Genomic DNA, 23,788 nt, shown 5'->3' with positions numbered 1-23,788 from the left:
TTCCTCAGCGCGCGGCAAGGATGTCCCAGGCGGGCGCGATGCCCCGGCGTACATCCGCGTAGGCGGTAAAGAGGCGTGTCATGCGTTCGGACGCTTCCATGTCGGGCTGTTCGGCCGCGCCGAGCTCGGGCGTCACCCAGTCGGCGATGCAGTCGTCCATGGTACGGTAGGCGCCGATGGCGACGGCTGCCATCATCGAGGCGCCTGCGGCTCCGGCTTCTTCGCGCGTGCTGACGCGCACCGGCGCTCCAAGGGCGGCGCCGAGCGTGCGTCGAAGGGAGGCTGACCGGGCTGCTCCGCCGCTCACGCGCAGTTCGGAGGGCAGGGCGCCCATGGCGGCATAACAATCGCGTGTCGCCATGCCGAGACCCTCGACCACGGCGCGAACGAGATCGGGATAGCGGTGGCGGCTGGAAAGGCCCGTGAAATTGGCGCGCGCGCGGGCATTGACGAAGGGCCCGCGTTCCCCGGCTTCCGAAATATAGGGGTGATAGAGAATGTTACCCGGCTTGCTTGCCGCAAACCATTGGTCGACGCGGGCGATCATCTCGTCCAGCCCGACGCTGACACCGAATTCGCCCAGCATGTCGGCGCCCAATTGCAGCAGCCAGTCGAGATTGATGGTCGCGCCCATATTGGTCTGGACCTGGGTGACGATGCCGGGAATCGGCAGCGCGATCACATAGCCGGTGCGTTCGGCGTTCAGCACCACGTCTTCCACGGCCGTGGCCAACAGGTGAACGCCGGTCGAGCCGATGGCGGAGCAGGCCGCGTTGCGGCCCTCGCTGCGCACGCCGGCACCGAGCGCCGTCATGCACATATCGACGTAGCCAAGGCTAACAGGCGTTCCGGCTCTCAGGCCCGATGCCGCGGCCGCCTCTGCGGTCAGCTTGTGCGACGTCTGTGTGCCGTCGATGACCTCGGGCAGCAAGTTGCGCCGGTGCGTAAGGCCCAGCGCGGCCAGCACATCCGTATCGTACTGGCGCGTGCGGAAATTGCCGAAGGTGAAGCTGACTTCGGAAGGATCCGTCGCACGCACGCCCGTCAGGTTGAGATAGAGCCAGTCCTTGCAGTGCATGGCCGTTTCCGCACCGGCGAGAAGCTCCGGATAATAGCGGTCCATATGGGCAAGCTGCGTGCCCTGCTGGCAGGTGTTGAGCCCGGTTCCCGTCGCCTCGAATCGGGCGCGGTCCGCATCTGTCGCGGCAAGGCGCTCGACGGTGGAGGCGGCACGGGCGTCGAGCCACAGCCACGCGTCCCCAACCGGCCGATTGCCGGCGCCGACGAGCCAGGTGCCGTCGCCCTGGGCGGTAACCGCGATGGCGGCGGTGCGATCAGCAAGACGCACGACCTTGTCCGCCAGGCCGCGGAGCGCGCGCGTGCAGTCGTGCCAGGCCTGGTCGAGGGACTGCGTGACGGAGCCGTCGTCGCCGGTCTTGTAGGTATTGCGCACGGATGCGCTGGCAATCTGGCGGCCGTTCAGGCTGAAGGCCACCGCCTTCATGACCGATGTGCCGGCGTCGATGCCGATGATCAGGTCCTGCGCCTCAGTCATGGCGCACCCGTGCAACGGCGTCCGCCGCGTTGCCTGATCCAAAACAGGGCATTCAGTCCTCCCGACACGTCTTTCCGGAAGCGCGTGGTTTCCTTGACCCGTCGGTGATGCCGCCCCGCAAGGGAAAATAACGCTGATATTCCGTACCTCGACGCAGAAGATAACACAAAGTTATCGCGTGTCGCGGAAAAAATTTCGGACAATGGAGTTTTTTTCAACGCAGGCGGACGTTCCGCCGAATGCCGATTGGGCGCGATTTTTAATGCGCGACCGCGGCAAGCAGGGTTCTGGGCGCTTGCTCTAGCGTCGCCCAATCCCGAGATGCGTTGATTTAATATTGTTGATAAATTCATTATAAGCAGTTGTTTGATAGATTTTTCTGAAGTTAATTATCCGCCATCCCTCATGTTCTGCCGGAACCGCAAATACCAATGTTTCCTGCGGGTGCAGCACGGCGCGCCAATGTGGATTACCGAAAAAAGTCCGATTGACAGCCTGTGTTAAGTTAACATATGTGTTGGGACATATAACGTGCACATACCGCAGATGCGAAGGTTTGTGCAATGCAGCGCGAGGCGGGTGAGGAGATCTGGCCAGCGCGTTCATGGGAGGACGTCGTGACATCTTCTGGTCTTCAGATCCCCTTAAACGGACGCTGCGTAAGCGGCGCGCCGCTTCTGTCGCCGTCGTCCTCGCTGGAAATCTCCTCGTTCTATTTCAGGGTCAACGGACATGACTGAAGCCACGCTTTCGAAATCGCCGCAGCCGGCGCGGTCCTATCGCTGGTTTGGCATTGCAGCCGCCATCGTGCTCGTCGGCGCCATGGCCTTCGACACGAAGATCGTGACGATCGGCTCGGACGCCGACGTCCAGGTGCAGAAGTTCTCGCCGGTCGCCTTCGGTGCCGAGCAGTTCCCGATCATCAAGCAGGATGTCGAAGGGCGCGCCGTCGACGCTGTCGAGCTGTCGCAGGCCATTGCGGCCGACAGGAAGGCTGCCGGCGAAAAGTATGGCGTCGCCACGTCCGTCGGGCCGGTCTTTCCCGTGAAGTTCACGGGTGTGCTCGGCGAGCGCAAGGCCAACTACAATGTCGTTGCGGTCGAGGGTCTGCCGGCCGAGCTGACCGTGCGCGTCCAGACCGGGCCGGCACTCAACGGCACGGATCTGCGCGATGCGACGGGCAAGATCGAATTCGGCCAGTTCAAGAACCAGATCGAGTACCAGGACGCCGGTTCCGCCATCAACAACGAGGTCAAGAAGGTCGTTCTCGGCAATCTCGATCCGGCGGCGATCGAGGGCAAGACCGTGACTGTCATCGGCGTCTTCAAGCCGGTCAACCCGAAGAGCTGGATCGTGACGCCCGTGAGGTTCGACGTCCAATGAGTGAAGTTGCCGACATCGGCCAGAAGGGTGACGTCGTCCTCGCTGCACGCAATGTGGCGAAGTCGTACGGCAATATCCATGCCCTGAAGGGCGTGAATTTCGACATTCGCCGCGGCGAAGTGACGACGCTTTTCGGCGAGAACGGCGCCGGCAAGTCGACGCTGATGAAAATCCTGTCCGGCGTGGTGCAACCCACGTCCGGCGAAATCATACTCGATGGGGAATCCGTCGCTTTCGCGTCATCCTCCCAAGCACGCGACCGCGGCATCTCCATCATCCATCAGGAGCTCAGCCTTGCTCCCAACATGAACGTCCGCGACAACATCTTCATGGGTCGCGAAATCATGACGGCGACGGGCGTGGACTTCGCGGAAGAAGAGCGCCAGACGCGCCTCCTGATGGAAGAGCTCGAAGAGGATATCGATCCTCTGACCCCGGTGGAGGAATTGCGCCTCGGCCAGCAGCAGATCGTCGAGATCGCGCGCGCGCTGTCCGTCAATTCGCGAATCCTCATCATGGACGAGCCGACTTCGGCGCTCAGCGCCTCCGAGGTGGAAGTGCTGTTCAAGGTCATTCGCGACCTGACCGCCCGCGGCGTCTCCATCGTCTACATTTCGCACCACCTCGAAGAGGCGTTGCAGATCACCAACCATGCGGTGGTTTTGCGCGACGGCGCCATGACGGCCTATGCCGGGCGCGAGGAGATCGATCTGGAATGGATCGTCCGCCACATGGTCGGCGAGAACTTCGATCTCGGCTCGCCGCCGACGGGTTATGAGATGGGGGATGTCGCGCTTTCCATCGAAGGCCTGACCGTGTCCGATCCCGGCGGCGCCGGTTACTCGGTCGTCGACGGCCTGTCGCTGTCCGTCCGCGAGGGCGAGATCGTCTGCATCTATGGCCTGATGGGCGCGGGACGGACGGAACTGCTGGAAACGGCGGCGGGACGGCTCACGCCGACGGCCGGCAAGGTGGTGCTGAAGGGCAGGGACGTGACGGGGCAGTCGATCGCCCAGTGCATCCGCGATGGCCTCGTGCTCGTGCCGGAAGATCGCCAGCGCGACGGTCTGGTGCAGACCATGACCGTTGGTCGCAACCTCTCGCTCGCCAGCATCGGCTCCTTCACCCGCGGTCTCTTCACGTCCGCCGGCCGCGAGCTCGATCTCGTCGGCAACGCGATCCGCAAGGTGCATATCAAGACGGATGGCGGCGACGCGGCGATCGGTTCGCTCTCGGGCGGCAACCAGCAGAAGGTGGTTATCGGCAAGATGCTGGCGACCAACCCCGAGGTCATCCTGCTCGACGAGCCCAGCCGCGGCATCGATATCGGCGCCAAGGCGGAAGTGTTCAAGCTTTTGGCCGAGCGCGCAAAGCAGGGCCTTGCCGTCGTCTACACGACCTCCGAGGTCGGCGAGTGCCTCAGCATTGCGCACCGTATCATCGTCATGCGGCGTGGCCGCATTTCCGCAGAATTCGGTCCCGATGCGACCAAGGAACAGATCATGGCCGCCTCCGGCGAAGCCGTGCATGCCCATTAGGAGCGCTGAAGCATGTCAGTCACACCTGCAATAGACACGAAGGCGGCGACGAGCGGCGGCAAGCGCAAGAAAAGCCTTGTCGAACTGCTGTTCGAAGGCCGCGCCTTCTTCGCGTTGATCGCCATCGTGGTCGTCTTCTCGCTGATGTCGCCGAACTATTTCACGATCAACAACTTCCTGATCATGGCGTCGCATGTGGCGATTTTCGGCCTTCTGGCCATCGGCATGCTGCTCGTCATCCTCAATGGCGGCATCGACCTGTCGGTCGGTTCCACGCTCGGGCTTGCCGGGGTGGTCGCGGGCTTCCTGATGCAGGGCGTGACGCTGCCGCAAATCGGGGTGATCCTCTATCCGTCCGTCTGGGTCGTCGTGGTCCTGACCTGCCTGCTCGGCGCGGTCGTCGGCGCGGTCAACGGCGTGCTGATCGCCTATCTGCGCGTCCCGGCCTTCGTCGCCACGCTCGGCGTGCTCTACGTTGCCCGCGGCATCGCTCTCCTGATGACCAACGGCCTCACCTACAACAATCTCGGCGGCCGTCCGGAACTTGGCAATACCGGTTTCGACTGGCTCGGCTTCAACCGTCTGGCCGGCGTGCCGATCGGTGTCCTCGTTCTCCTGGTCTTCGCGGTCGTCTGCCACATCCTGTTGACGCGTACCGCCTTCGGCCGCTGGCTCTATGCGTCCGGCGGCAACGAGCGCGCGGCCGAACTGTCGGGCGTGCCGGTCAAGCGCGTCAAGATCAGCGTCTATGTGCTTTCCGGCATCTGCGCCGCCGTAGCGGGCCTTGTTCTGTCCTCGCAGCTGACGTCGGCAGGCCCGACGGCCGGCACCACCTACGAACTGACCGCAATCGCGGCCGTGGTGATCGGCGGTGCGGCGCTGACGGGTGGCCGCGGCACGGTCATCGGCACCATGCTGGGCGCCTTCGTGATCGGCTTCCTGTCGGATGGCCTCGTGATCATCGGCGTCTCCGCCTACTGGCAGACGGTCTTCACCGGCGCCGTCATCGTTACCGCCGTTCTCTTGAACAGCGTCAAATACGGCCGTCGCTGAAACGCGACGGCTGACTGGAACTGACCGCGGCCCGACGAGGCGGACCATCGAGGAGCCGGCCGCGGAAAGTATTGCCGGACACCGGCGTCAACGGACTCAACAAAGGGAGTGAGACTATGTTCAAAAAAGGTATGCGTATCCTCTTCGCAGCAACGGCCGTCGTGCCTCTGCTGTTCAGCTCGGCCTGGGCCGAAGGCCTCATCACCGTCATCGTCAACGATCCGTCCAACCCGTATTGGTTCACGGAAGGCGAAGTTGCCAAGAAGACGGCCGAAGGCCTCGGCTACACGGCCAATGTCGGCGCGCACAAGGGCGACACCAACACCGAAAGCAACCTGATCGACACCGCGATCACCAACAAGTCGGTCGCGATCATCCTCGATCCGGCCAACGCCGACGGTTCGGTCGGCGCGGTCAAGAAGGCCGTTGCTGCCGGCATTCCGGTCATTCTCGTCAATGCCGAGATCAACCAGGAAGGCCTCGCCAAGGCGCAGCTCGTCTCCAACAACGCTCAGGGCGCCGCTCTCGGTGCGCAGCAGTGGGTCGAATCGGTCGGCGAGACGGGCAAGTATGTCGAACTCTTCGGCGCGCCCTCCGACAACAACGCCGCAACGCGTTCCAACGGTTATGAAACCGTGCTGACGCAGTACCCGGACCTCGAGAAGGTCGGCCGCGAAGTCGCTGACTGGGACCGCACCAAGGGCCATGCCAAGATGCAGTCGCTGCTCCAGGCAAACCCCGACATCATCGGCGTGATCAGCGGTAACGACGAAATGGCCCTTGGCGCCATCGCTGCCCTGAAGGAAGCCGGCAAGCTCGACCAGGTCAAGGTCGGCGGCTTCGACGGTTCGCCGGACGCTGTCGCCGCCATCAAGGCCGGTGAACTGCAGTACACGGTCCTTCAGCCGGTTGCCGTCTTCTCGGAAGCAGCCGTCAAGCAGGCTGACAACGTCATCAAGACGGGCTCGACCGGCGTTGAAACCGAAAAGCAGCTCTTCGATTGCCTGCTGATCACCAAGGACAACGTCGACAAGTACACCGCTCCGTTCGTTCTGAGCGAGTAATCGAGACCGGGGGCGCCTTTCGGGGCGCTCCCATCCCACCAGGGCACTGCCCGGTCGGCCTAGTATTCTCCTTGCCGCCCGATACGAGATACGACAGCTCTTACCTCGAAGCATGGCAGGATTTCCCGTGAACAAGAAAGTCGATGTCAAGGATTTGCTTTCGGAGGAGTTGCCGAGCGACAGCCGGCATGCCCGACAGATCGCGCGACGCCAGATGATCGCCGAGGCGGTGATCGCCGAGGGCTCGCTGCGCATCGAGGACCTGACCGAACGTTTCGGCATCAGCCTGATGACCGCCCATCGCGATGTCGACGAACTTGTCAGCCGTGGGCTGTTTCGCAAGACGCGCGGCATCGTTTCCGCAGCGCCGACGAGCCTGATCGAGTCCTCCGACGCCTATCGGGCGACCAAGCAGGCCAAGGAGAAGAAGGCCATCGCCAGGGCGGCGATGCAGTTCGTCGAGCCGGGGCAGGCGATCTTCATGGACGATGCCACCACGGTCCACGAGATGACGCGTTTCCTGCCGGCCAAGGTGCCGCTGACGGTCATCACCAATTCCCTCGTCCTCATCACCGAGCTGAAGGAGGTGAAGGACATCAACCTCATCTGTCTCGGGGGGCAGTTCTACCATTGGTGCAATGCCTTCATGGGGCACATCACCACCAACGAGATCCGCCGGCTGCGCGCCGATACCGTGTTCATGTCGCTCTCGGCCATCGTCGACGAGGCCGTCTACCACCAGTCGCCGGAGACGGTGGAGACCAAGCGGGCGATGTTCGAATGCGCGTCGCGTCGCGTGCTCCTGGCTGATCACACCAAGTTCGAGCGGCGCGCGCTGCATCACTTCGCGACGCTGCAGGAATTCGACGCCGTGATCGTCGACGAGGATATTCCGGTCTCCCATCTGTCGCGCCTGCGCTCGAAGGGGATCAACGTCATAGTGGCGGACGGGGAGCGGTCCGGCTGAAGGGTTCGCCTGGTGCGGACGACTGATGCCGGGTGCGTTTCTCCTTCGCTTGAGAATGGAGACAACGATGCCCTGCATCCTAGGTATAGACAGCGGACTGACTGTAACGAAGGCGGTGATTTTCGATGCGGACGGCACGGTTCTGTCCACCGCCCGTCGGCGCGTCCCGCAGCTCATCCCCGCGCCGCAGCATATCGAGCGCGACATGGACGGCATGTGGGCGGCGACCGCGGATGCGATCCGTGAGGCGGTCTCCGGCTGCGGCCGTCCGGCTTCCGACATCGTCGCCATCGCGGCCACGGCCCATGGCGACGGCATCTACCTCTTGGACAAGGATACGCGACCGCTCGGCAACGCCATCGTCTCGCTCGACACGCGCGCCGATGCGATTGCGGATGCCTGGAACAGTGCCGAGATCGGCGAACAATCGCTGGCTCTGACGGGCCAGAAGCCGCACGCCTCGGCGCCGTCTGCCATCCTGCGCTGGATACGCGACAACGAGCCCGAACGTTATGCGCGGATTGCGCATTTCATCGCCGCGAAGGACTGGCTGCGCTTCTGCCTTTGCGGCACGATCGGCACGGACCGGACGGAGGCGAGCACGTCCTTCACCGACGTTCGCACCCAGGACTACACTGACGACGCATTGCGCCTGTTCGGACTGGACGGGCTCATCGGCCGGCAGCCACCGATTGCAGGCTCTACCGAGGTCGTCGGCGGCGTGACTGCGGCCACCGCGCGCCTCACGGGCCTCGTCGAGGGCACGCCCGTCATGGCCGGTCTCCACGACGTCACCGCCTCCGCGCTCGGCATGGGTGGTTACGGCGAGGGTGTCGTCGCCGTCATTGCCGGCACCTATTCGATCAATGAAACGGTGTCGCGTGCGCCGAAGGTCGATGCCCGCTGGTTCTGCCGCAACGGCATCCTTCCCGGCGAATGGAACAGCATGTCGATCTCGCCGGCCTCGACCGCTAATTACGACTGGTTCATCGATCAGTTCTGCGCCAGTGATGCGAAGGCGGCGGAAGCCGCCGGTCAGAGCATCCACGCCATTCTCGGTGAGGAATTCGAGGCGGCACGCGCCCGACCGTCGAGCGTCTTCTTCCATCCCTATCTTTTCGGCTCGCCGTTCGGTGGCGCTTCGAGCGCCGGTTTCTACGGCCTCAATGCCTGGCATGACCGTGGCGATCTGGTGCGCGCCGTGCTGGAAGGCATCGCCTTCAACCACCGTGTCCATGCCGATGCGTTGCGCGATGGATTTGCACCCCGTTCGGCGCGCTTGACGGGCGGCGTCTCGCGCAATCCGGCCATGGCCGGTCTCTTCGCCGATATTCTCGGCATGCCAGTGACGGCGACGCGCACCGAGGAGGCTGCCGCCTGGGGCGCGGCGCTCTGCGCCGGTGCCGGCGCGGGGCTTTTCGCCTCCCCGACGGACGATCCCCGCGATTTGGCGTCGATCGAAACGACCTATCAGCCGGACCCCGACCGGCAGAAAGCCTATGACGAGAAGTACCGGGTGTTTCTCGATCTCGCAGAGGCCATGAAGCCGCTCTGGCCGACGCTGCGGCGTCTCGGCGGCGCGGCACAGTAACAGGACATCCCATCATGACGGACATGGCAGCCGATGCGGTCGAGACATTCGACGTCATCATTCTCGGCGCGGGCATCAACGGGGCAGGGCTCTTTCGCGATCTCTGCCTCCAGGGGCTGAAGTGCCTGATTGTCGAAAAGGCGGATTTCGGCGCCGGCACCAGTGCAGCGCCCTCGCGCCTCATCCACGGCGGCATCAAGTATCTGGAGACCGGCGAGCTTGGCCTCGTCGCGCAGTCGACGCTGGAGCGCAACCTGCTTTTGCGCAACGCGCCGCATTGCGTGGAGCCGCTGCCGACCTTCATCCCGTCCTTCTCCCTGATGAAGGGGGCCTTTGCCGCATTGCGCACGCTTCTCGGCTCCACGACGGCACCGCGCAGCCGTGGCGCCGTGCTCATCAAGATCGGCCTGGCGCTTTATGATCTCTACGGCGCGCGCCACCGGGTGATGCCGAAGCACCAGTTCTTCTTTCGCCGCAAGGCGCTTCAGGAAATGCCGGCGCTGACGCCACGCATCGTCGCCGGCGGCATCTATTATGATGCAAAGATCAGCCGGCCCGAGCGGCTCGTCTGGGAACTGGTGCGCGATGGCCTTGACGCCAGCGTAGGCTCACGCGCGATGAATGGCGCCACGCTGATCGGCCAACAGGACGGGGTGATCACGCTTCACGACGCAAACGGCGTCGAACGGCTGGTTCGCGGCGGGACCGTGGTGAATGCAGCCGGCCCGTGGATCGATCACGTCAATGAAACGCTCGGCATATCCGGCAAGCTGATCGGCGGTACCAAGGGCTCGCATATCCTGCTGCAGCATCCGGACCTGGTGAAAAGCCTGAAGGGCCGGATGATCTATTTCGAGGCCGATGACGGGCGCATCTGCCTGGTCTACGATTTCCTCGGGCTCGCCCTCGTCGGTTCGACGGATATCAAGGCCGACAATCCGGATACGGTGCGTTGTGAGGAAGACGAGATCGACTACTTCATCGCCAGCCTGCGCTCCCTCCTGCCGAAACTCGAGTTCAGCCGCGAGCAGATCGTTTATGCCTATAGCGGTATTCGTCCGCTCCCGGCCTCCGATGCCAGCAATCCGGGCCTGATCAGCCGCGACCATTCGGCACCGGTCGCCGAGCCGTCCAAAGGTCGGCCGTTCCCGGTCATCTCGTTGGTCGGTGGCAAGTGGACGACGTTTCGTGGATTTGCCGAGGAAGTCGCCGACACGATCCTCTCGCGCATCGGTCGCAGCCGCACGGTCAGCACCCAGATGCTGCCGATCGGTGGCGGACGGGATTTCCCGACGGACGAGCCTGCGCGCAAGGCGTGGATCGGACGGCGTGCCGCAGAAAGTGGCCTTCCGGCGTCTCGGATAGAAGCGCTTCTTGCGCGGTACGGCACGACCGCCGACGCGGTGCTGGCGCATATCCGCCAGGTGGGCGACCAGCCGCTCGTCCATGTCGAAGGCTATGGGCAGGGCGAGATCGACTGGATCGTGCGCAACGAGATGGTCGGCCATCTCGCCGACATCGTCATGCGCCGCACGACGCTTGCGATCGAGGGCAAGCTGACGGCGACGGGGCTCGACGAGATCGCACGCGTTGCGGCTGCGGCTCTCGGCTGGAGCGAGGAGAAGCGGGCCGAGGAGCTCGCTGCGGTCACCGCACACCTCACGGCTTTCAACCGCGTCAGCCTTTAGGCGCGGCCTCCCGCTTAACACATCCTCGTGGCTGGTCGCCGCCCCGAGAACCCGCGATCAAGGCGCACGCCGGAGGCTCCGGCGTGACGCAGGGCGACGGCGTGGTACTCAGGAAGCGGAGGTGAGCTTGACGTTGCCGCCGTGGCCGCCGCCGCCGAAGACCTGATGGTGCCCGAAGGAGGCGCGCAGCTGGTTGCGCGGCCCGGGCAGGCCGAGTTCCGGGAAGAGCAGCTCGGAGACGCGGTAGGCCTCTTCGAGATGCGGATAACCCGAGGCGATGACCGTGTCGATGCCGAGGTCCTGGTATTCGCGCAGGCGCGCGGCAACCGTCTTCGGCGAGCCGACCAGCGCCGTGCCTGCGCCGGACCGCACGAGCCCGATGCCGGCCCAAAGGTTGGGCGAGACTTCCAGCTTGTCGCGGCGGCCGTTGTGCAGGGCGACCATGCGCGCCTGGCCGACCGAATCCGAATTCTTGGTCAGCACTTCCTGTGCCGCTGCAATCGCCTCGTCGGACAGATGGGAGATCAGCCTGTCGGCCGCTTCCCAGGCCTCGTCGTCCGTTTCCCGCACGATGAAATGCAGCCGGATGCCGAAGGTCGCGTCGCGGCCCTTGGCGGCGGCGGCCTTGCGGGCATGCGCGATCTTTTCGGCCACCTGCGCGGGCGGTTCGCCCCAGGTGAGGTACTTGTCGACGAGACCGCCGGCGAAGTCTATCGCGGCGTCCGAGGAGCCACCGAAATAGATCGGCGGGCGCGGCTCCTGCACCGGAGGAAGGCCGAGCTGGGCATCGATTGCCTTGATATACTTGCCGTCCAGGGTGGACCGGCCGGTTTCGATCAGTTCGTTGAAGACCTTGAAGAATTCTGCGGCGTGGTCGTAGCGCTCGTCATGCGGCAGGAAGATGCCGTCGCCGGCCAGCTCCTGCGCGCTGCCGCCCACGACGATGTTGAGCAGCAGGCGGCCGTTCGACACGCGGTCGAGCGTCGAGGCGAGGCGGGCGTAATAGGCCGGTGTTGCCGTGCCGGGGCGGATGGCGACGAGGAACTTCAGCTGTTCCGTACGCGCGGCGAGATCCGCGGCAAGCACGAACGACTCCTCGCAGGCCGCGCCGACCGGGATGAGAACGCCCGAATAGCCCAGCCGATCGACGGCAACGGCGATCTCGCGGAAATAGCCCGGATCCGATGGACGGCTCAGCTTGTCAGAGCCGAGATAGGAACCGTCGCCGGATGATGGGATGAACCACAGGAAATCGAGGGGATTGGCTGTCTTCGTCACGAAATGTCTCCTGCGGTGTGCATGGTGCCGTCTCTTATGATGCGCCTGAGAACACAGGCGTTTCCCGGAGAATAATAAATTCTATATTTTCAGTAAGGAATTAAATTCTCTTGTGGCGGATGCCCGTGGATTTTTATCGCGACCCGCGGAGGGTAAAAACGCGATCGACGTCTGCCGCGGTTTTCACGCGAATATGGGCCGTATCGACGCGTTCTCCCGACAAAATGTTTCATTCAGGCTGTCCTCGACCGCTGTGGTCGCCTTGATAGGCGGAAAAGTCGTTTCCTCTCCCGTGATGAGGACCAGAATGCGCGAGCGGCGGCACTCGGCAAAACAATATTCCCGCCACACGGCGACTTATAATCTATAAAATCTATAAACAATAAGCGTTTCAACTAAGCTGGTGTCATCAACAGTCGAGGGGACCTCTGATGACCCAGCAATCCGAATCCATCTTTTCCAAGGGCCTGTCGCGTCGCGGCCTGATCAAGGCGGCCGGGGTGACCGCCGCAGCGGCCACGGCCGGTATCATCGGTGCGCGCTCGACGCGCTATGCCATCGCCGGCAATCCGATCCCGATCAAGCTGGAATGGACGGAAGTGGCGGCCTGCCATTCGCCCGTCGGCTTCGGTCTTTCCAAGGGCATCTATGCCAAGCATGGCCTGGATGTGGAGCTGTTCTATCAGGGCGCCAGCGGCCAGACCCTGATCCAGGCGCTCGCCACCCGCAAGGCGGAAGCCGGGCCGGGATTGCTGTACGACTGGCTGAAGCCCATCGAGCAGGGTTTCGACGTACGGCTCTTTGCCGGTTCGCATGGCGGCTGCCAGAGCGTGCTCGTCAAGCCGGACTCCGACATCAAGACTCTGACGGACCTCAAGGGAAAGACCATCGGCACCTTCGATGTCATGTCGCCGTCGCGCGTCGCCTTTTCCGTCGCGCTCGCCAAGGCGGGCCTCAATCCCGAGACCGATGTCACCTGGAAGGTCTTTCCGTTCGATCTCGTGGCGGAAGGCGTGCTGAAGGGCGAGGCGGATGCCGTCGCGCACATGGACCCCTGGGCCTATTCCTATGAAAAGCAGCACGGCTTCCGCCGCGTCGCCGACACGCAGACCGGTACCTTCAAGGACCGCGTGTGCTGCGTGCTCGGCGTCAACGGCGACTATTACGAGGCCAACAAGGATGCCATCAAGCGCGTCGCCGCCGCCAATCTGGAAATCCACCAGTACACGGCGAAACACCCGGACGAGGTCGCCAAGTGGTACTTCGATACGCTGAAGCCCGGCCTTCCGCTGGAAGACCTGACGGAAGTCCTCTCCTCCTTTACCTACCACGACCACTGGTTCGGCAAGGATCTGCTGAAGGAGGTGAAGATCGGCTACGAGGATCTCAAGCTGACGGGCGTCATCGATGCGTCGACGGACCCAGACGAGATCGCAAACCGCATCACCATCGACATCTTCGCGTGATGCCATGAGCGCTGCGATAGAGGATACATTCGGCGGGACAGGGCGGCGATCCCTCGCTTTGCCCGTCACCGGTCTCTGGCGAAACGGCCTGCTTGCAGCCGGAACATGGCTGCTCGCCTCCGCCGTGACCTACGGCTTGCCCGATGTCATCACCTGGGGCGCAACGGAGCTGTTCGCAATCGTGACGCTTGCCGGCGCGATCATCTTTGTCGCGCTGTCCTTGACGGTGCACCGTCTCGGCAGCGTTGGACGCACGCTCGTGCACTACGGGCCCTGGTTCATCGTGCTCGGCCTGTGGCTTGCCGTGTGGGAAGTGCTGACGGCCAAGCTCGGCTGGTTGCCCAAACCCTTCTTCTCGCCGCCGCAGGGCCTGCTGCATGTCTATGTCACGGATTGGGAACGGCTTTTGATCTGCGTCGCCTATACCGGGCGGCTCTGGGGTCTCGGCTTCTTTTCGGGCATCCTCGTGGGCTTTGCCGGCGGCGTGGCGCTCGGCTGGTCGAAGCGCTTCGCCTACTGGGGCATGCCGCTTCTCAAGCTGATCGGCCCCGTTCCGGCCAGCGCCTGGATTCCCTGCACGTTCTTCCTGTTTCCGACGACCTTCCACGCGTCCATCTTCCTCGTCGCGCTGGCATCGGGCATTCCTGTCGCCATCCTCACGGCCGCCGGTGTCGGGCAAGTCAACCGCTCGTTCTATGATGTCGCTCGTACGCTCGGCGCCAGCAATCGCTTCCTCATCTTCAAGGTCGCCATTCCCGCATCGTTGCCGAACGTCTTCGTCGGCGTCTTCATGGGCCTTTACTACTCCTTCGCCGTGCTGGTCGTCGCCGAAATGCTTGGCGCGAAGTTCGGCCTCGGCTGGTATCTCCAGTTCAACACGGCCTATTCGGCCTACGCCAATGTCTATGCCGCCCTCATCATCATGGCGCTGATCTGCGCGGGCCTCGTGCGCCTGCTCTTCGTGGTGCGCGACAGGCTGCTCGGCTGGCAGAAGGGGATTCTCTGATGGCGCTTGCTCTTGCTGACAACGTTGTCTCGAACAGCATTGCCCTCGATATCGAAGGCGTCACACTCCGCTACGACCTCGACGGCAGGGACCTTCAGGTTCTCGACAATGTCAGCATCGTCATCGAGCCCGGTGAGTTCGTCGCCCTGCTCGGGCCGTCCGGTTGCGGCAAGTCCACGCTCCTGCGGCTTGCGGCCGGCCTGGAGACGCCAACCGCCGGCCGGGTGCTGGAGGACGGGCGGCCGATCATTGCGCCCGACCCGGACCGCATCCTCGTCTTTCAGGATGCGACGCTATTTCCATGGCGCACGGTGCGGGACAATGTCGCGATCGGCCTGGAGGCGCGCGGTCTCATCCGAGAGCTGGAGTACCGGATCGACGAGGTGCTGAAGCTGGTGAAGCTCGAAGGCTTTGCGGATGTCTATCCGCATCAGCTGTCCGGCGGCATGGCCCAGCGTGCGGCCCTCGCCCGTGCCCTCGTCAACGATCCCAAGCTGCTGTTGCTGGATGAGCCCTTCGGCAAACTCGACTCGCTGACGCGGCTGAGGATGCAGAACGAGCTTCTCGAACTTTGGAGGAGTGCCGGTTTCACCGCGCTTCTCGTCACGCACGATGTCGAGGAAGCGCTGCTTCTCGCCGACCGGGTGATCGTGCTGTCGGACCGGCCGGCGTCCATCGTCGCAGAGGTGCGTGTCGATCGGCCCCATCCGCGAAGGCGCGATGACGCTGGCCTCGTCGCGCTTCGCCGTGAGCTGCTGGAAAAGCTCGGGATCTCCCATGACGTCTAGCGCGCGACCTTATGTGATCATCGCTGCGGCCGGAGGTGTCTTTTCCCTCGCCGCGCTCGGCTGGTGGTGGCTGATCTTCAGCAAGGTCGTCGAGGCCGACTACCTTAGCGTCCGCCAGGCCGTGACCTGCATTGCCGGGGCGACGGATCTCTGTGCGCTCGCCCAGGCGCTCTGCACCAACGATCACCTTTACGGAATCCGGTGGTACGCGCCGGAGGCCTTCTGGGTCGCAGCAAGCCTCTTCGTCGCCGGCGCGTTCCTGTCGGCCCGTCCCTCGCGCGCCTGAAGCGCGTCATCAAAGGAGAAATGTCATGACGATCCATCAATCCCCCGAGGTCGCCGAGCAGGATATCGTCGACGTTCCCGCGGGCACCGCGACCTTCAAGAGCCGACACCCCGAAACCATCGCGCTGCACGGCGGCAGTTTCCGCTTCGATCCCTCGACGGGCGCGGTCGCCGTGCCCATCTACCAGACGTCCTCGTTCCAGTTGCCCGGCACCGACGGTGCGGACAAGCTCTTTGCGCTTGAGGCGCCCGGCCATCTCTACACGCGGGTCTCCAACCCGACGCAGGATGCCTTCGAACAACGCCTTGCAGAGCTCGAAGGCGGCGCGGCGGCCCTGGCGGTCTCGTCGGGGCAGGCGGCCTCCGCCTTCGCCATCCTCAACCTTGCGCGCGCCGGCGACAATATCGTCAGCGCCGCCGGCCTCTACGGCGGCACCTGGGCGCTATTTGCGGCGACACTGAAAAGCTTCGGCATCGAGACGCGCTTTGTGGACGCCGCCGATCCGGAAGCCTTCGAGAAAGCGACGGATGAGCGCACGCGCGCCTATTATGCCGAATCCCTGCCGAACCCGAAGCTGGAAGTCTTCCCGATCGCGGAAGTCGCCGCCATCGGCCGCCGGCACGGCGTTCCGCTGATCGTCGACAACACCGCCGCCCCGCTGGTCATCCGCCCGCTGGAGCATGGAGCGGCTGTCGTCGTCTATTCGACCACGAAATATATCGGCGGTCACGGCACGTCCATCGGCGGCGCGATCGTCGATAGCGGCACCTTTCCCTGGACGGAGAGCCCGGCCCGCCAGCCGAACCTGACGGAGCCCGACGCGAGCTACCAGGGCAAGACCTGGATCGAGAAGGCGGCGGCCATCGGCTTCCACTCCTATATCCTGCGCGCCCGCGCCGTGCTGCTGCGCGACCTGGGTGCCGCGATCAGCCCGCAGAACGCCTTCCAGTTCATCCAGGGGCTCGAAACCCTGCCGCTGCGCCTGCGCCAGCACAATGAGAATGCGGTAAAGGTCGCCGAATTCCTCAAGGGCCACGCCAAGGTCGAGCGCGTGATCTTCCCGAAGTTCCAGGAGGGCACGGCCAAGGCCCGGGCGGACAAGTATTTCAAGCCGGGCTATTTTGGCGCGCTGGTCGGTTTCGAGCTGAAGGGCGGGCGTGAGGCTGGCCGCCGCTTCATCGACAATCTCCAGCTGTTCTATCACCTCGCCAATATCGGGGATGCCCGCTCGCTGGCGATCCATCCCGCGACGACGACCCATTCGCAACTGTCGCAGGACGACCAGCTCGCAACCGGCGTGACGCCCGGCTATGTGCGCCTGTCGATCGGCCTCGAACATCCCGATGACCTGATCGCCGATCTCGAACGCGCCATTTCACTGGCCTGACCCGTCCGTTCGATCGGTACGGCCCCGGTGTACCTCCTCCCAGCGCCGGGGCTTCCTTTGCAGGAACTGCCGTTCCGTCAAAAGAAATGCCATTTCCTCTTTAACCGCATAAAAAAGATAGAATTTCTGTATTTGTGTGAAGCGGCCGCTAGTCTCGTTTCAGATCGGGCGCGGCATACTGTCCGGCCACGCCACAACAACGCGGGACGCGCGACATGACGATACACACCAAGCCGGTTCATCTGCCGACCATCGATTTTTCAAGGTTCTATGGCGATGCCGCCGAACGTGACGGCTTCATCCGGGAGCTCACCCGCGTTCTGCACGATCACGGCTTCTTCTACCTCACGGGCCACGGCGTTCCGCAGAGCCTGATCGATGACGTGATCGCCGTTTCGAAGCGCTTCTTCGCGCTGCCCGAGGCCGAAAAGCTGTCGATCGAGATGGTCAAGTCGCCGCATTTTCGCGGTTACAATCGGGCCGGATACGAGCGCACGCGCGGTGAGCAGGACTGGCGCGAACAGCTCGACATCAACACCGAGGGCACGGCTGTCGAGGGTAGCGCGGATACGCCCTGGAACCGGCTTCACGGCCCCAACCAATGGCCGGAGGCGCTGCCGGAACTGAAACCGCTTCTCCTGCGCTATCAGGCGGAAGTCACGCGCATCGGTATCGACGTGCTGAAGGCGATCGCGCTTTCGCTTGGGCAGCCGGAAAATGCCTTTGCCGACATTTACGAGCCGACGCCGTCTCAGCTCCTGAAGATCATCCGCTATCCCGGCCGCGAGGCGGCTGGTAGCGACCAGGGGGTCGGCGCACACAAGGATGGCGGCTTCGTCACGGTCCTGCTCCAGGATACGACGCCCGGCCTGCGCATCCGCACCGAAGAGGGGGTCTGGATCGAGGCGCCGCCGGTGCCCGGAACCTTCATCATCAACAGCGGCGAGCTGCTCGAACTGGCGACGAACGGTTTCGTGCGCGCCGACGTGCATGACGTCGTGACGCCGCCGGCCGGCGTGGAGCGCTTCTCGGTCGCCTTCTTTCTCGGTGCGCGTTACGACGCAACCATCCCCGTCATTCCGCTGCCAGATGAACTGAAGCGCGGCGAGCGCGGCGTCACGGTCGATCCGCTCAATCCCATCTTCCGCGAAGTCGGCATCAACCACCTGAAGAGCCGGCTGCGCTCCCATCCCGATGTGGCGGAGCGACACCATTCCGACCTGCTTCATCTGCTGGACAAGCCCGCCAAGGCGTGACGCGGGTCGCGGTTTTCGACCGTGGCCATTCGAGCGCCGATGCCGGCCTTGAGATGCCGGCCTTAATCAGAAAGGAAGAACCATGAGCAGCGTCACCGCGCTCGTCCAGCCCCCGAAGGTTGCCAACCGCATCGCAAGCGAGGAGGAGGCGCTTTCCGTTGCCCGCGCGCTTGCCACAGAATTCGCAGGCGGCGCGAGCCGGCGCGACTTCGAACGCGCCTTGCCGCATGAGGAACTGGACAGGCTTTCCGACTCGGGCCTGCTCGCCATCACGGTTCCCGCCGAATACGGCGGCATCGATGTTTCGAATGCGGTGCTTGCGGAGGTAACGGCGATCCTTTCGGAGGCCGACAGCTCGATCGGGCAGATCCCGCAGAATCATTTCTATATCCTGGAGGCCCTGCGCCATGACGGGAGCGAGGTGCAGAAACGCTTCTATTTCGGCCGCGCCCTTGCCGGCGACCGTTTCGGCAATGCCCTTTCGGAGGTCGGCACGAAGACGGTCGGTGACTACAACACGCGCATCACGCCTGACGGGCCGGGGTTTCGCATCAATGGGCGCAAGTTCTACTCGACGGGTGTGCTGTTTGCCCATTGGGTCACCGTCTTCGCGCTTGACGATCAGGATCGGCTGACCATGTCCTTCGTGCCGCGTGACACCGATGGCATCGAGATCGTTGACGACTGGGATGGCTTTGGCCAACGCACGACGGGAAGCGGCACGACGATCCTGCGTGACGTCTATGTTCCTGCCGATGCCGTCGTGCCGCATCAGAAGGGCTTCGAACGACCGGGCACAATCGGTTCCGTCGGACAGATCATCCATGCCGGCGTTGATCTCGGCATTGCCCGCGCCGCGTTCAAGGAACTCATCGGTTATGTCCGCGACAAGGCACGTCCCTGGATGGATTCGGGCGTCGAGCGCGCCGCGGACGATCCACTGACGATCGCCCGGGTCGGCGACCTGGCCATCCGCATCGAAGCGGCCGAGGCGACGGTGGAGCGGGCGGGGCGGAAGATCGACCAGGCGCAGGTGAGCCTCAATGCGGACAATGCGGTCGCCGCGACGCTCGCGGTGGCCGCTGCGAAGGTCCTGACGACCGAACTGGTCATCGATGCGACGAACGTGCTTTTCGAGCTTGCCGGCACATCCGCGACGAAGCGCGGCCTCAACCTCGAGCGCCATTGGCGCAACGCCCGTACCCATACGCTGCATGATCCGGTTCGCTGGAAATACCACGTCGTGGGCAACTATCATCTCAACGACGTCATTCCGCTGAAAAACGGAGCGCTTTGAGATCAACCTCGTGGTGGGGGTGGTCGACTGGCCGCAATCCTTTGGGATTGCGGCCTTTTTTATGCGCTGGTGCCGCAAGGCCTGGCGGCTTGCCCGGCTTGGACGGTTCGGCTGAAATGCGATTTCCAAAATTAATCTATATAAAAGATGGAATTTCTGTATTTAATGTGCGGGAGCATTATTCTCCGCCAGAACCGGAAGCCGCTCGGCATTCCCCACCTCTGGAGACACACATGGCACGCCACATTCGTTTCAATGCCTTCGACATGAACTGCGTGGGCCATCAGTCGCCGGGCCTGTGGGCGCATCCCCGCGACAAGTCCGCGAAATACAAGGACCTGGACTATTGGCAGGACCTTGCCCGCACGCTGGAGCGTGGCGTCTTCGATGGCATCTTCATCGCCGACGTCGTCGGCTACTACGACGTCTACAAAGGCTCCAATTACCACGCCATCCATCAGGCCGCGCAGATTCCGGTGAACGATCCCCTGCAACTGGCAGCGCCCATTGCGCTCGCGACGCAGCATCTGGGTATCGGCATAACCGCCTCGACGTCCTTCGAGCACCCCTATACCTTCGCCCGGCGGCTGGCGACGGCCGATCATCACACCAAGGGCCGCGTGGGCTGGAACATCGTCACCTCCTATCTGGAGAGCGGGGCGAAGAATGTCGGGCAGGGCGGTCTTCGCCGGCATGACAACCGCTACGAGGTCGCCGCCGAATATCTCGAAGTGCTCTACAAGCTGCTGGAAGGGTCCTGGGAAGAGGGCGCCGTCGTGCGTGACAGCGAAAATCGCATCTTTACCCATCCCGAAAAGGTCCACGAGATCGGTCATAAGGGCAAGTATTTCGAGGTGCCGGGCTACGGCTTGACGGAGCCTTCGCCGCAGCGCACGCCCGTGCTATACCAGGCCGGCGCGTCCGGTCCCGGCAAGGCATTCGCCGCCGGCCATGCCGAGTGCATCTTTGTGGCCGCGCCGACCAAGGCCGTGCTCAAGGCCTATGTCGCCGATATTCGCCAGCGGATCGCCGCCGCGGGGCGCGATCCGAAGAGGGTTTACATTTATACGCTCGTCACCGTCATAACGGACGAGACAGAAGAGAAGGCGCAGAAGAAATTCGAGGATTACCGCAGCTATGTCTCCTATGACGGCTCGCTGACCTTCATGTCCGGCTGGAGCGGCATCGATTTCGGGCAATATGCGCCGACCGATGTTGTCGAGAGGATCGAGACGAATGCGATCCATTCCTTCGTCGAGCACATTGCCGGCGGCGACAAGTCATGGACCATCGACGAGCTGGCGCAATTCGGCGGCATCGGGGGCATGGGCCCGGTCTTTGTCGGCTCGCCGGAGCGCATCGCCGATATCCTGCAGGAATGGGTGGCGGATACGGACGTCGATGGCTTCAACATCGCCTATGCCGTAACGCCCGACAGTTTCGAGGATGTCGTCGGTCATATCGTGCCGGAATTGCAAAAGCGCGGCGCCTATCCCACGGCCTACAAGCCGGGAACGCTGCGGGAGAAACTGTTCGGCGAGGGGCCGTATCTGCCGAAGTCCCACCCGGCGCAGGGCTACCGGGATATCGAGGCTTTCAAACGACGCGAGGCCGAGGTTGTCCCGGCCGTGAAGATCGCGGGGTGATCATGACGGTGCCTTTTCCGCACAAAGAGCTGGCCCGGCCGGTTGTCGCCATCATCGGCGGCGGCTTCACCGGCGCGGCGTTGGCCTATCATCTCGCTGGTCTTGTGCGTGCAGAGGCGGTCCGCATCGTGGTCTATGAGCCGCGTGCAAATCTTGGCGGCGGGCTGGCCTATGATACGGCCGAACCCGTCCACCGCATCAACGTCCCCGCGTCTCGCATGTCGCTTATCCCAAGCGAGGGGTCACATTTCCAGGACTGGCTGGTCGAGACGGGCGCGCTGGATGACGATGCGGACGCGACGACGCCTGATGGTCATGTCTTCGCGCGCCGCTCGGCCTTTGGACGTTACGTCGCGGCCCAGCTCCAGCCGTTGCTGGCGGCCGGCGTTGTCGAACATCACAGGGCGCGCGTCGTCGGGATAGCGCCGGCGGGCAAGGCGTGGCGGATCGAGACGGAGGATGGTGCAGGCCTCGTGGCCGACCACCTCGTCCTGGCGACGAGCCATCCGGGTCCGCAGGCGCCCGCCGGCATCGAGCGGGCGCTTGCCGGGCATCCTCGTTACGTCGCCGATGCGACACGGCCATCGGCGCTCGCGGCGATCCGGCCCCACGATCGCGTGCTGATCGTCGGAACGGGATTGACCGCGGCCGACATTATCGCCGCACTCGATGCGGCCGGTCATTCCGGCAGGATAACCGCCGTTTCCCGGCGCGGGTTGCGCTCGCGCGGTCATAATCTTCTGCCGCAGGAGCCCTTTGGCGAGTTCGCCGATCCGCCGAGCCGCACGGCGGGTGCCCTGCTGAGGCGGGTTCGCCGTACGATCGCGGTCGCAGAGGCGCATGGCGTGACATGGCACGCGGTCTTCGACCGGCTGCGGGCGCAGGGTGGTGACATCTGGCGCGCCCTGCCGGTTTCCGAGCGAAGGCGGCTCGTGCGCTTCCTGCGGCCCTATTGGGATGTCCACCGCTTCCGCATCGCGCCGCAGGTCGAGGCGGCCATCGAGCGGCGTCTTTCAACCGGCGGCCTCGACTTTCATGCGGCGTCGCTTGCCGCGGTCTCGCGCGAGCCGGACGATACGATCGCGGTAACGTTCCGCCCGCGCCGCGGAGGTCAACCCTTCGAAGGGCGCTACGATGCGCTGGTGCTGGCGACGGGGCCAGGCCATGGCAGCATCCTGTCAAGCCAGCCTTGTCTCACCGGGCTCGCGGAGGCCGGTATTCTGCAGGTCGACAATGTCGGTCTCGGCATAGCGGTCGATGCCGACAGCCGCGTCATCGACAAGGACGGCGCGAGCATGCGCGATCTCTATGTCGCGGGGCCGCTTGCCCGCGGGACGTTCGGCGAACTGATGGGCCTGCCCCAGGTGACCGAACACGCGCTCTTCGTGGCCGAGCGGATCGCTGCGGTCCTGGCGCATCCGGTTTCGGAAACGGTCACGACGGCGAACTACCGGATCGACTGAGACGCCGCTGGCGCACATGGCTGCCGTCACAAAAGCTTCATGAAGCCTTCCTATCTCTAGGCTGCGCCGATGCTGGCCTTGCAGCCGGCATGCGCCTCACTGACCCCGGCGGCGGCCGCCTCCGGGCGCAGCGTCCATTGGCGGATACCGGTCATGTTCAACGACAATCATCTGAACCGCATCAAGGCGGAAATTGCCGACAGCTTCGACGAGGAGCTTGAAATGCAGATCGAGGAGGATCGGCTGGACGACCTCATCTCGGAGGGCATGTCCGAGGCGCCCGCGCCGACGCTGGAGCGCCGCATCTATTTCCGCGAGCTGTTCCGCCTCCAGCACGAACTGGTCAAGCTTCAGGATTGGGTCCAGCACAAGAAGCTCAAGGTTGTCGTGCTGTTCGAAGGGCGCGATTCCGCCGGCAAGGGCGGCGCCATCAAGCGCGTCACGCAGCGGCTCAACCCGCGTGTCTGCCGCGTCGTCGCGCTGCCTGCACCGACCGAGCGCGAACGCAATCAATGGTACTTCCAGCGCTATGTGCCGCATCTGCCGACGGCCGGCGAAATGGTGCTGTTCGACCGCTCCTGGTACAACCGCGCCGGCGTCGAGCGCGTCATGGGCTTCTGCACGCCCGACGAACTGGAGGAGTTCTTCCGCTCGGTACCGGAATTCGAGCGCATGCTCGTTCGTTCGGGCATCATCCTGATCAAATACTGGTTCTCGATTACCGACGACGAGCAGGAATTCCGCTTCCGCATGCGCATCCACGATCCGCTGAAGCAGTGGAAGCTGTCGCCGATGGACCTGGAGAGCCGCGTCCACTGGGAAGACTACACCAAGGCCAAGGAAGAGATGCTGGAGCGCACGCACATTCCCGAGGCGCCGTGGTGGATCGTCGAGGCCGTGGACAAGAAGAAGGCGCGCCTGAACTGCATCGCCCACCTTCTCGCGCAGGTGCCCTACGAGGACGTGCCGAAGGCCGCCGTCGAACTGCCGGAACGCGTGCGGCATGACGACTACATTCGCCGTGAGCCACCGGACGAGATGTACGTTCCCGAGGTCTACTGACGCGGCCGGGACCT

The 23,788-nt window shown here is 63.8% G+C and carries 19 protein-coding genes; 17 read left to right on the top strand and 2 right to left on the bottom strand.

Translation table 11 applies throughout. The features are described 5' to 3' along the window. Positions 1–4: 4 nt before the first annotated feature. Positions 5–1,555 carry an FGGY-family carbohydrate kinase gene (locus K6301_RS18140; protein WP_247221936.1) on the bottom strand — a complete coding sequence of 517 codons (1,551 nt, stop codon included), beginning with the start codon at positions 1,553–1,555 and terminating at the stop codon, positions 5–7. Positions 1,556–2,287: 732 nt separating this feature from the next. Between K6301_RS18140 and K6301_RS18135 the strand changes: the two genes are divergently transcribed. The 7 genes from K6301_RS18135 (at position 2,288) to K6301_RS18105 (ending at position 10,839) form a co-directional block, all read left to right on the top strand. Then, entirely contained in the window at positions 2,288–2,938 is a 651-nt protein-coding gene (locus K6301_RS18135; RefSeq protein ID WP_247221934.1) for a DUF2291 family protein, read from the top strand. Continuing rightward, entirely contained in the window at positions 2,935–4,476 is a 1,542-nt protein-coding gene (locus K6301_RS18130; protein WP_247221933.1) for a sugar ABC transporter ATP-binding protein, read from the top strand. Before K6301_RS18135 ends, K6301_RS18130 begins: the two co-directional genes overlap by 4 nt. 12 nt (positions 4,477–4,488) lie before the next feature. Then, positions 4,489–5,529 (top strand): ABC transporter permease, encoded by a 1,041-nt coding sequence (locus tag K6301_RS18125; RefSeq protein WP_160870563.1) that lies wholly within the window; start codon positions 4,489–4,491, stop codon positions 5,527–5,529. 116 nt (positions 5,530–5,645) lie between these two features. After that, positions 5,646–6,593, top strand: a complete 948-nt coding sequence (locus tag K6301_RS18120) for a D-ribose ABC transporter substrate-binding protein (protein WP_134648774.1) — start codon at positions 5,646–5,648, stop codon at positions 6,591–6,593. Positions 6,594–6,705: 112 nt separating this feature from the next. After that, a complete protein-coding gene (locus K6301_RS18115) occupies positions 6,706–7,560 on the top strand; it encodes a DeoR/GlpR family DNA-binding transcription regulator (protein WP_202402175.1) in 855 nt (284 codons plus the stop codon). A 67-nt stretch (positions 7,561–7,627) separates the two neighbouring features. Next, positions 7,628–9,151: an FGGY-family carbohydrate kinase gene (locus tag K6301_RS18110; protein ID WP_247221932.1), complete on the top strand. Its 1,524-nt coding sequence runs from the start codon at positions 7,628–7,630 to the stop codon at positions 9,149–9,151. Between the two features lie 14 nt (positions 9,152–9,165). After that, entirely contained in the window at positions 9,166–10,839 is a 1,674-nt protein-coding gene (locus K6301_RS18105; protein ID WP_247221931.1) for a glycerol-3-phosphate dehydrogenase/oxidase, read from the top strand. Positions 10,840–10,947: 108 nt separating this feature from the next. Here the strand turns inward: K6301_RS18105 and ssuD are convergent, their stop codons facing one another. Beyond that, positions 10,948–12,117, bottom strand: coding sequence for an FMNH2-dependent alkanesulfonate monooxygenase (gene ssuD / locus K6301_RS18100; RefSeq protein WP_247221930.1), 1,170 nt, complete (start codon positions 12,115–12,117; stop codon positions 10,948–10,950). A gap of 431 nt (positions 12,118–12,548) precedes the next feature. Here ssuD and K6301_RS18095 point away from each other — a divergent pair, with 431 nt between their 5' ends. The 10 genes from K6301_RS18095 (at position 12,549) to ppk2 (ending at position 23,774) form a co-directional block, all read left to right on the top strand. Continuing rightward, positions 12,549–13,583: an ABC transporter substrate-binding protein gene (locus tag K6301_RS18095; RefSeq protein WP_134648779.1), complete on the top strand. Its 1,035-nt coding sequence runs from the start codon at positions 12,549–12,551 to the stop codon at positions 13,581–13,583. Between the two features lie 4 nt (positions 13,584–13,587). Then, entirely contained in the window at positions 13,588–14,589 is a 1,002-nt protein-coding gene (locus tag K6301_RS18090) for an ABC transporter permease (RefSeq protein ID WP_247221929.1), read from the top strand. Next, on the top strand, positions 14,589–15,377 hold the full coding sequence (locus K6301_RS18085; protein WP_247221928.1) for an ABC transporter ATP-binding protein: 789 nt from the start codon (positions 14,589–14,591) through the stop codon (positions 15,375–15,377). The genes K6301_RS18090 and K6301_RS18085 overlap by 1 nt, the downstream gene beginning before the upstream one ends. After that, on the top strand, positions 15,367–15,663 hold the full coding sequence (locus tag K6301_RS18080; protein WP_247221927.1) for a hypothetical protein: 297 nt from the start codon (positions 15,367–15,369) through the stop codon (positions 15,661–15,663). The genes K6301_RS18085 and K6301_RS18080 overlap by 11 nt, the downstream gene beginning before the upstream one ends. Before the next feature lie 25 nt (positions 15,664–15,688). Continuing rightward, the gene (locus K6301_RS18075; protein WP_247221926.1) at positions 15,689–17,050 is read left to right on the top strand and encodes an O-acetylhomoserine aminocarboxypropyltransferase/cysteine synthase family protein; all 1,362 of its coding nucleotides are present in this window, start codon (positions 15,689–15,691) and stop codon (positions 17,048–17,050) included. A gap of 215 nt (positions 17,051–17,265) precedes the next feature. Next, complete coding sequence (locus K6301_RS18070; RefSeq protein WP_247221925.1) at positions 17,266–18,306, top strand: isopenicillin N synthase family dioxygenase; 1,041 nt, start codon at positions 17,266–17,268, stop codon at positions 18,304–18,306. Positions 18,307–18,388: 82 nt separating this feature from the next. Beyond that, positions 18,389–19,603 carry an SfnB family sulfur acquisition oxidoreductase gene (locus K6301_RS18065; protein ID WP_247221924.1) on the top strand — a complete coding sequence of 405 codons (1,215 nt, stop codon included), beginning with the start codon at positions 18,389–18,391 and terminating at the stop codon, positions 19,601–19,603. A 233-nt stretch (positions 19,604–19,836) separates the two neighbouring features. Then, positions 19,837–21,249, top strand: coding sequence for an LLM class flavin-dependent oxidoreductase (locus tag K6301_RS18060; protein WP_247221923.1), 1,413 nt, complete (start codon positions 19,837–19,839; stop codon positions 21,247–21,249). Positions 21,250–21,251: 2 nt separating this feature from the next. Then, positions 21,252–22,712 (top strand): FAD/NAD(P)-binding protein, encoded by a 1,461-nt coding sequence (locus K6301_RS18055; RefSeq protein ID WP_247221922.1) that lies wholly within the window; start codon positions 21,252–21,254, stop codon positions 22,710–22,712. Between the two features lie 153 nt (positions 22,713–22,865). After that, positions 22,866–23,774, top strand: coding sequence for a polyphosphate kinase 2 (ppk2, locus tag K6301_RS18050; RefSeq protein ID WP_247221921.1), 909 nt, complete (start codon positions 22,866–22,868; stop codon positions 23,772–23,774). Positions 23,775–23,788: the final 14 nt, after the last annotated feature.

The sequence above is a fragment of the Shinella oryzae genome (assembly GCF_023038235.1).
Classification (GTDB): domain Bacteria; phylum Pseudomonadota; class Alphaproteobacteria; order Rhizobiales; family Rhizobiaceae; genus Shinella; species Shinella sumterensis.
The sequence above is the reverse complement of the archived record's forward strand: the minus strand, read 5'-3'. Positions and strand labels throughout refer to the sequence as shown.

Bases quoted from the DNA above. Each gene is read 5' to 3' on its own strand.
- K6301_RS18140 (WP_247221936.1), bottom strand. From the start codon at position 1,555: ATGACTGAGGCGCAGGACCTGATCATCGGCATCGACGCCGGCACATCG.
- K6301_RS18135 (WP_247221934.1), top strand. From the start codon at position 2,288: ATGACTGAAGCCACGCTTTCGAAATCGCCGCAGCCGGCGCGGTCCTAT.
- K6301_RS18130 (WP_247221933.1), top strand. From the start codon at position 2,935: ATGAGTGAAGTTGCCGACATCGGCCAGAAGGGTGACGTCGTCCTCGCT.
- K6301_RS18125 (WP_160870563.1), top strand. From the start codon at position 4,489: ATGTCAGTCACACCTGCAATAGACACGAAGGCGGCGACGAGCGGCGGC.
- K6301_RS18120 (WP_134648774.1), top strand. From the start codon at position 5,646: ATGTTCAAAAAAGGTATGCGTATCCTCTTCGCAGCAACGGCCGTCGTG.
- K6301_RS18115 (WP_202402175.1), top strand. From the start codon at position 6,706: ATGGCAGGATTTCCCGTGAACAAGAAAGTCGATGTCAAGGATTTGCTT.
- K6301_RS18110 (WP_247221932.1), top strand. From the start codon at position 7,628: ATGCCCTGCATCCTAGGTATAGACAGCGGACTGACTGTAACGAAGGCG.
- K6301_RS18105 (WP_247221931.1), top strand. From the start codon at position 9,166: ATGACGGACATGGCAGCCGATGCGGTCGAGACATTCGACGTCATCATT.
- K6301_RS18095 (WP_134648779.1), top strand. From the start codon at position 12,549: ATGACCCAGCAATCCGAATCCATCTTTTCCAAGGGCCTGTCGCGTCGC.
- K6301_RS18090 (WP_247221929.1), top strand. From the start codon at position 13,588: ATGAGCGCTGCGATAGAGGATACATTCGGCGGGACAGGGCGGCGATCC.
- K6301_RS18085 (WP_247221928.1), top strand. From the start codon at position 14,589: ATGGCGCTTGCTCTTGCTGACAACGTTGTCTCGAACAGCATTGCCCTC.
- K6301_RS18080 (WP_247221927.1), top strand. From the start codon at position 15,367: ATGACGTCTAGCGCGCGACCTTATGTGATCATCGCTGCGGCCGGAGGT.
- K6301_RS18075 (WP_247221926.1), top strand. From the start codon at position 15,689: ATGACGATCCATCAATCCCCCGAGGTCGCCGAGCAGGATATCGTCGAC.
- K6301_RS18070 (WP_247221925.1), top strand. From the start codon at position 17,266: ATGACGATACACACCAAGCCGGTTCATCTGCCGACCATCGATTTTTCA.
- K6301_RS18065 (WP_247221924.1), top strand. From the start codon at position 18,389: ATGAGCAGCGTCACCGCGCTCGTCCAGCCCCCGAAGGTTGCCAACCGC.
- K6301_RS18060 (WP_247221923.1), top strand. From the start codon at position 19,837: ATGGCACGCCACATTCGTTTCAATGCCTTCGACATGAACTGCGTGGGC.
- K6301_RS18055 (WP_247221922.1), top strand. From the start codon at position 21,252: ATGACGGTGCCTTTTCCGCACAAAGAGCTGGCCCGGCCGGTTGTCGCC.
- ppk2 (WP_247221921.1), top strand. From the start codon at position 22,866: ATGTTCAACGACAATCATCTGAACCGCATCAAGGCGGAAATTGCCGAC.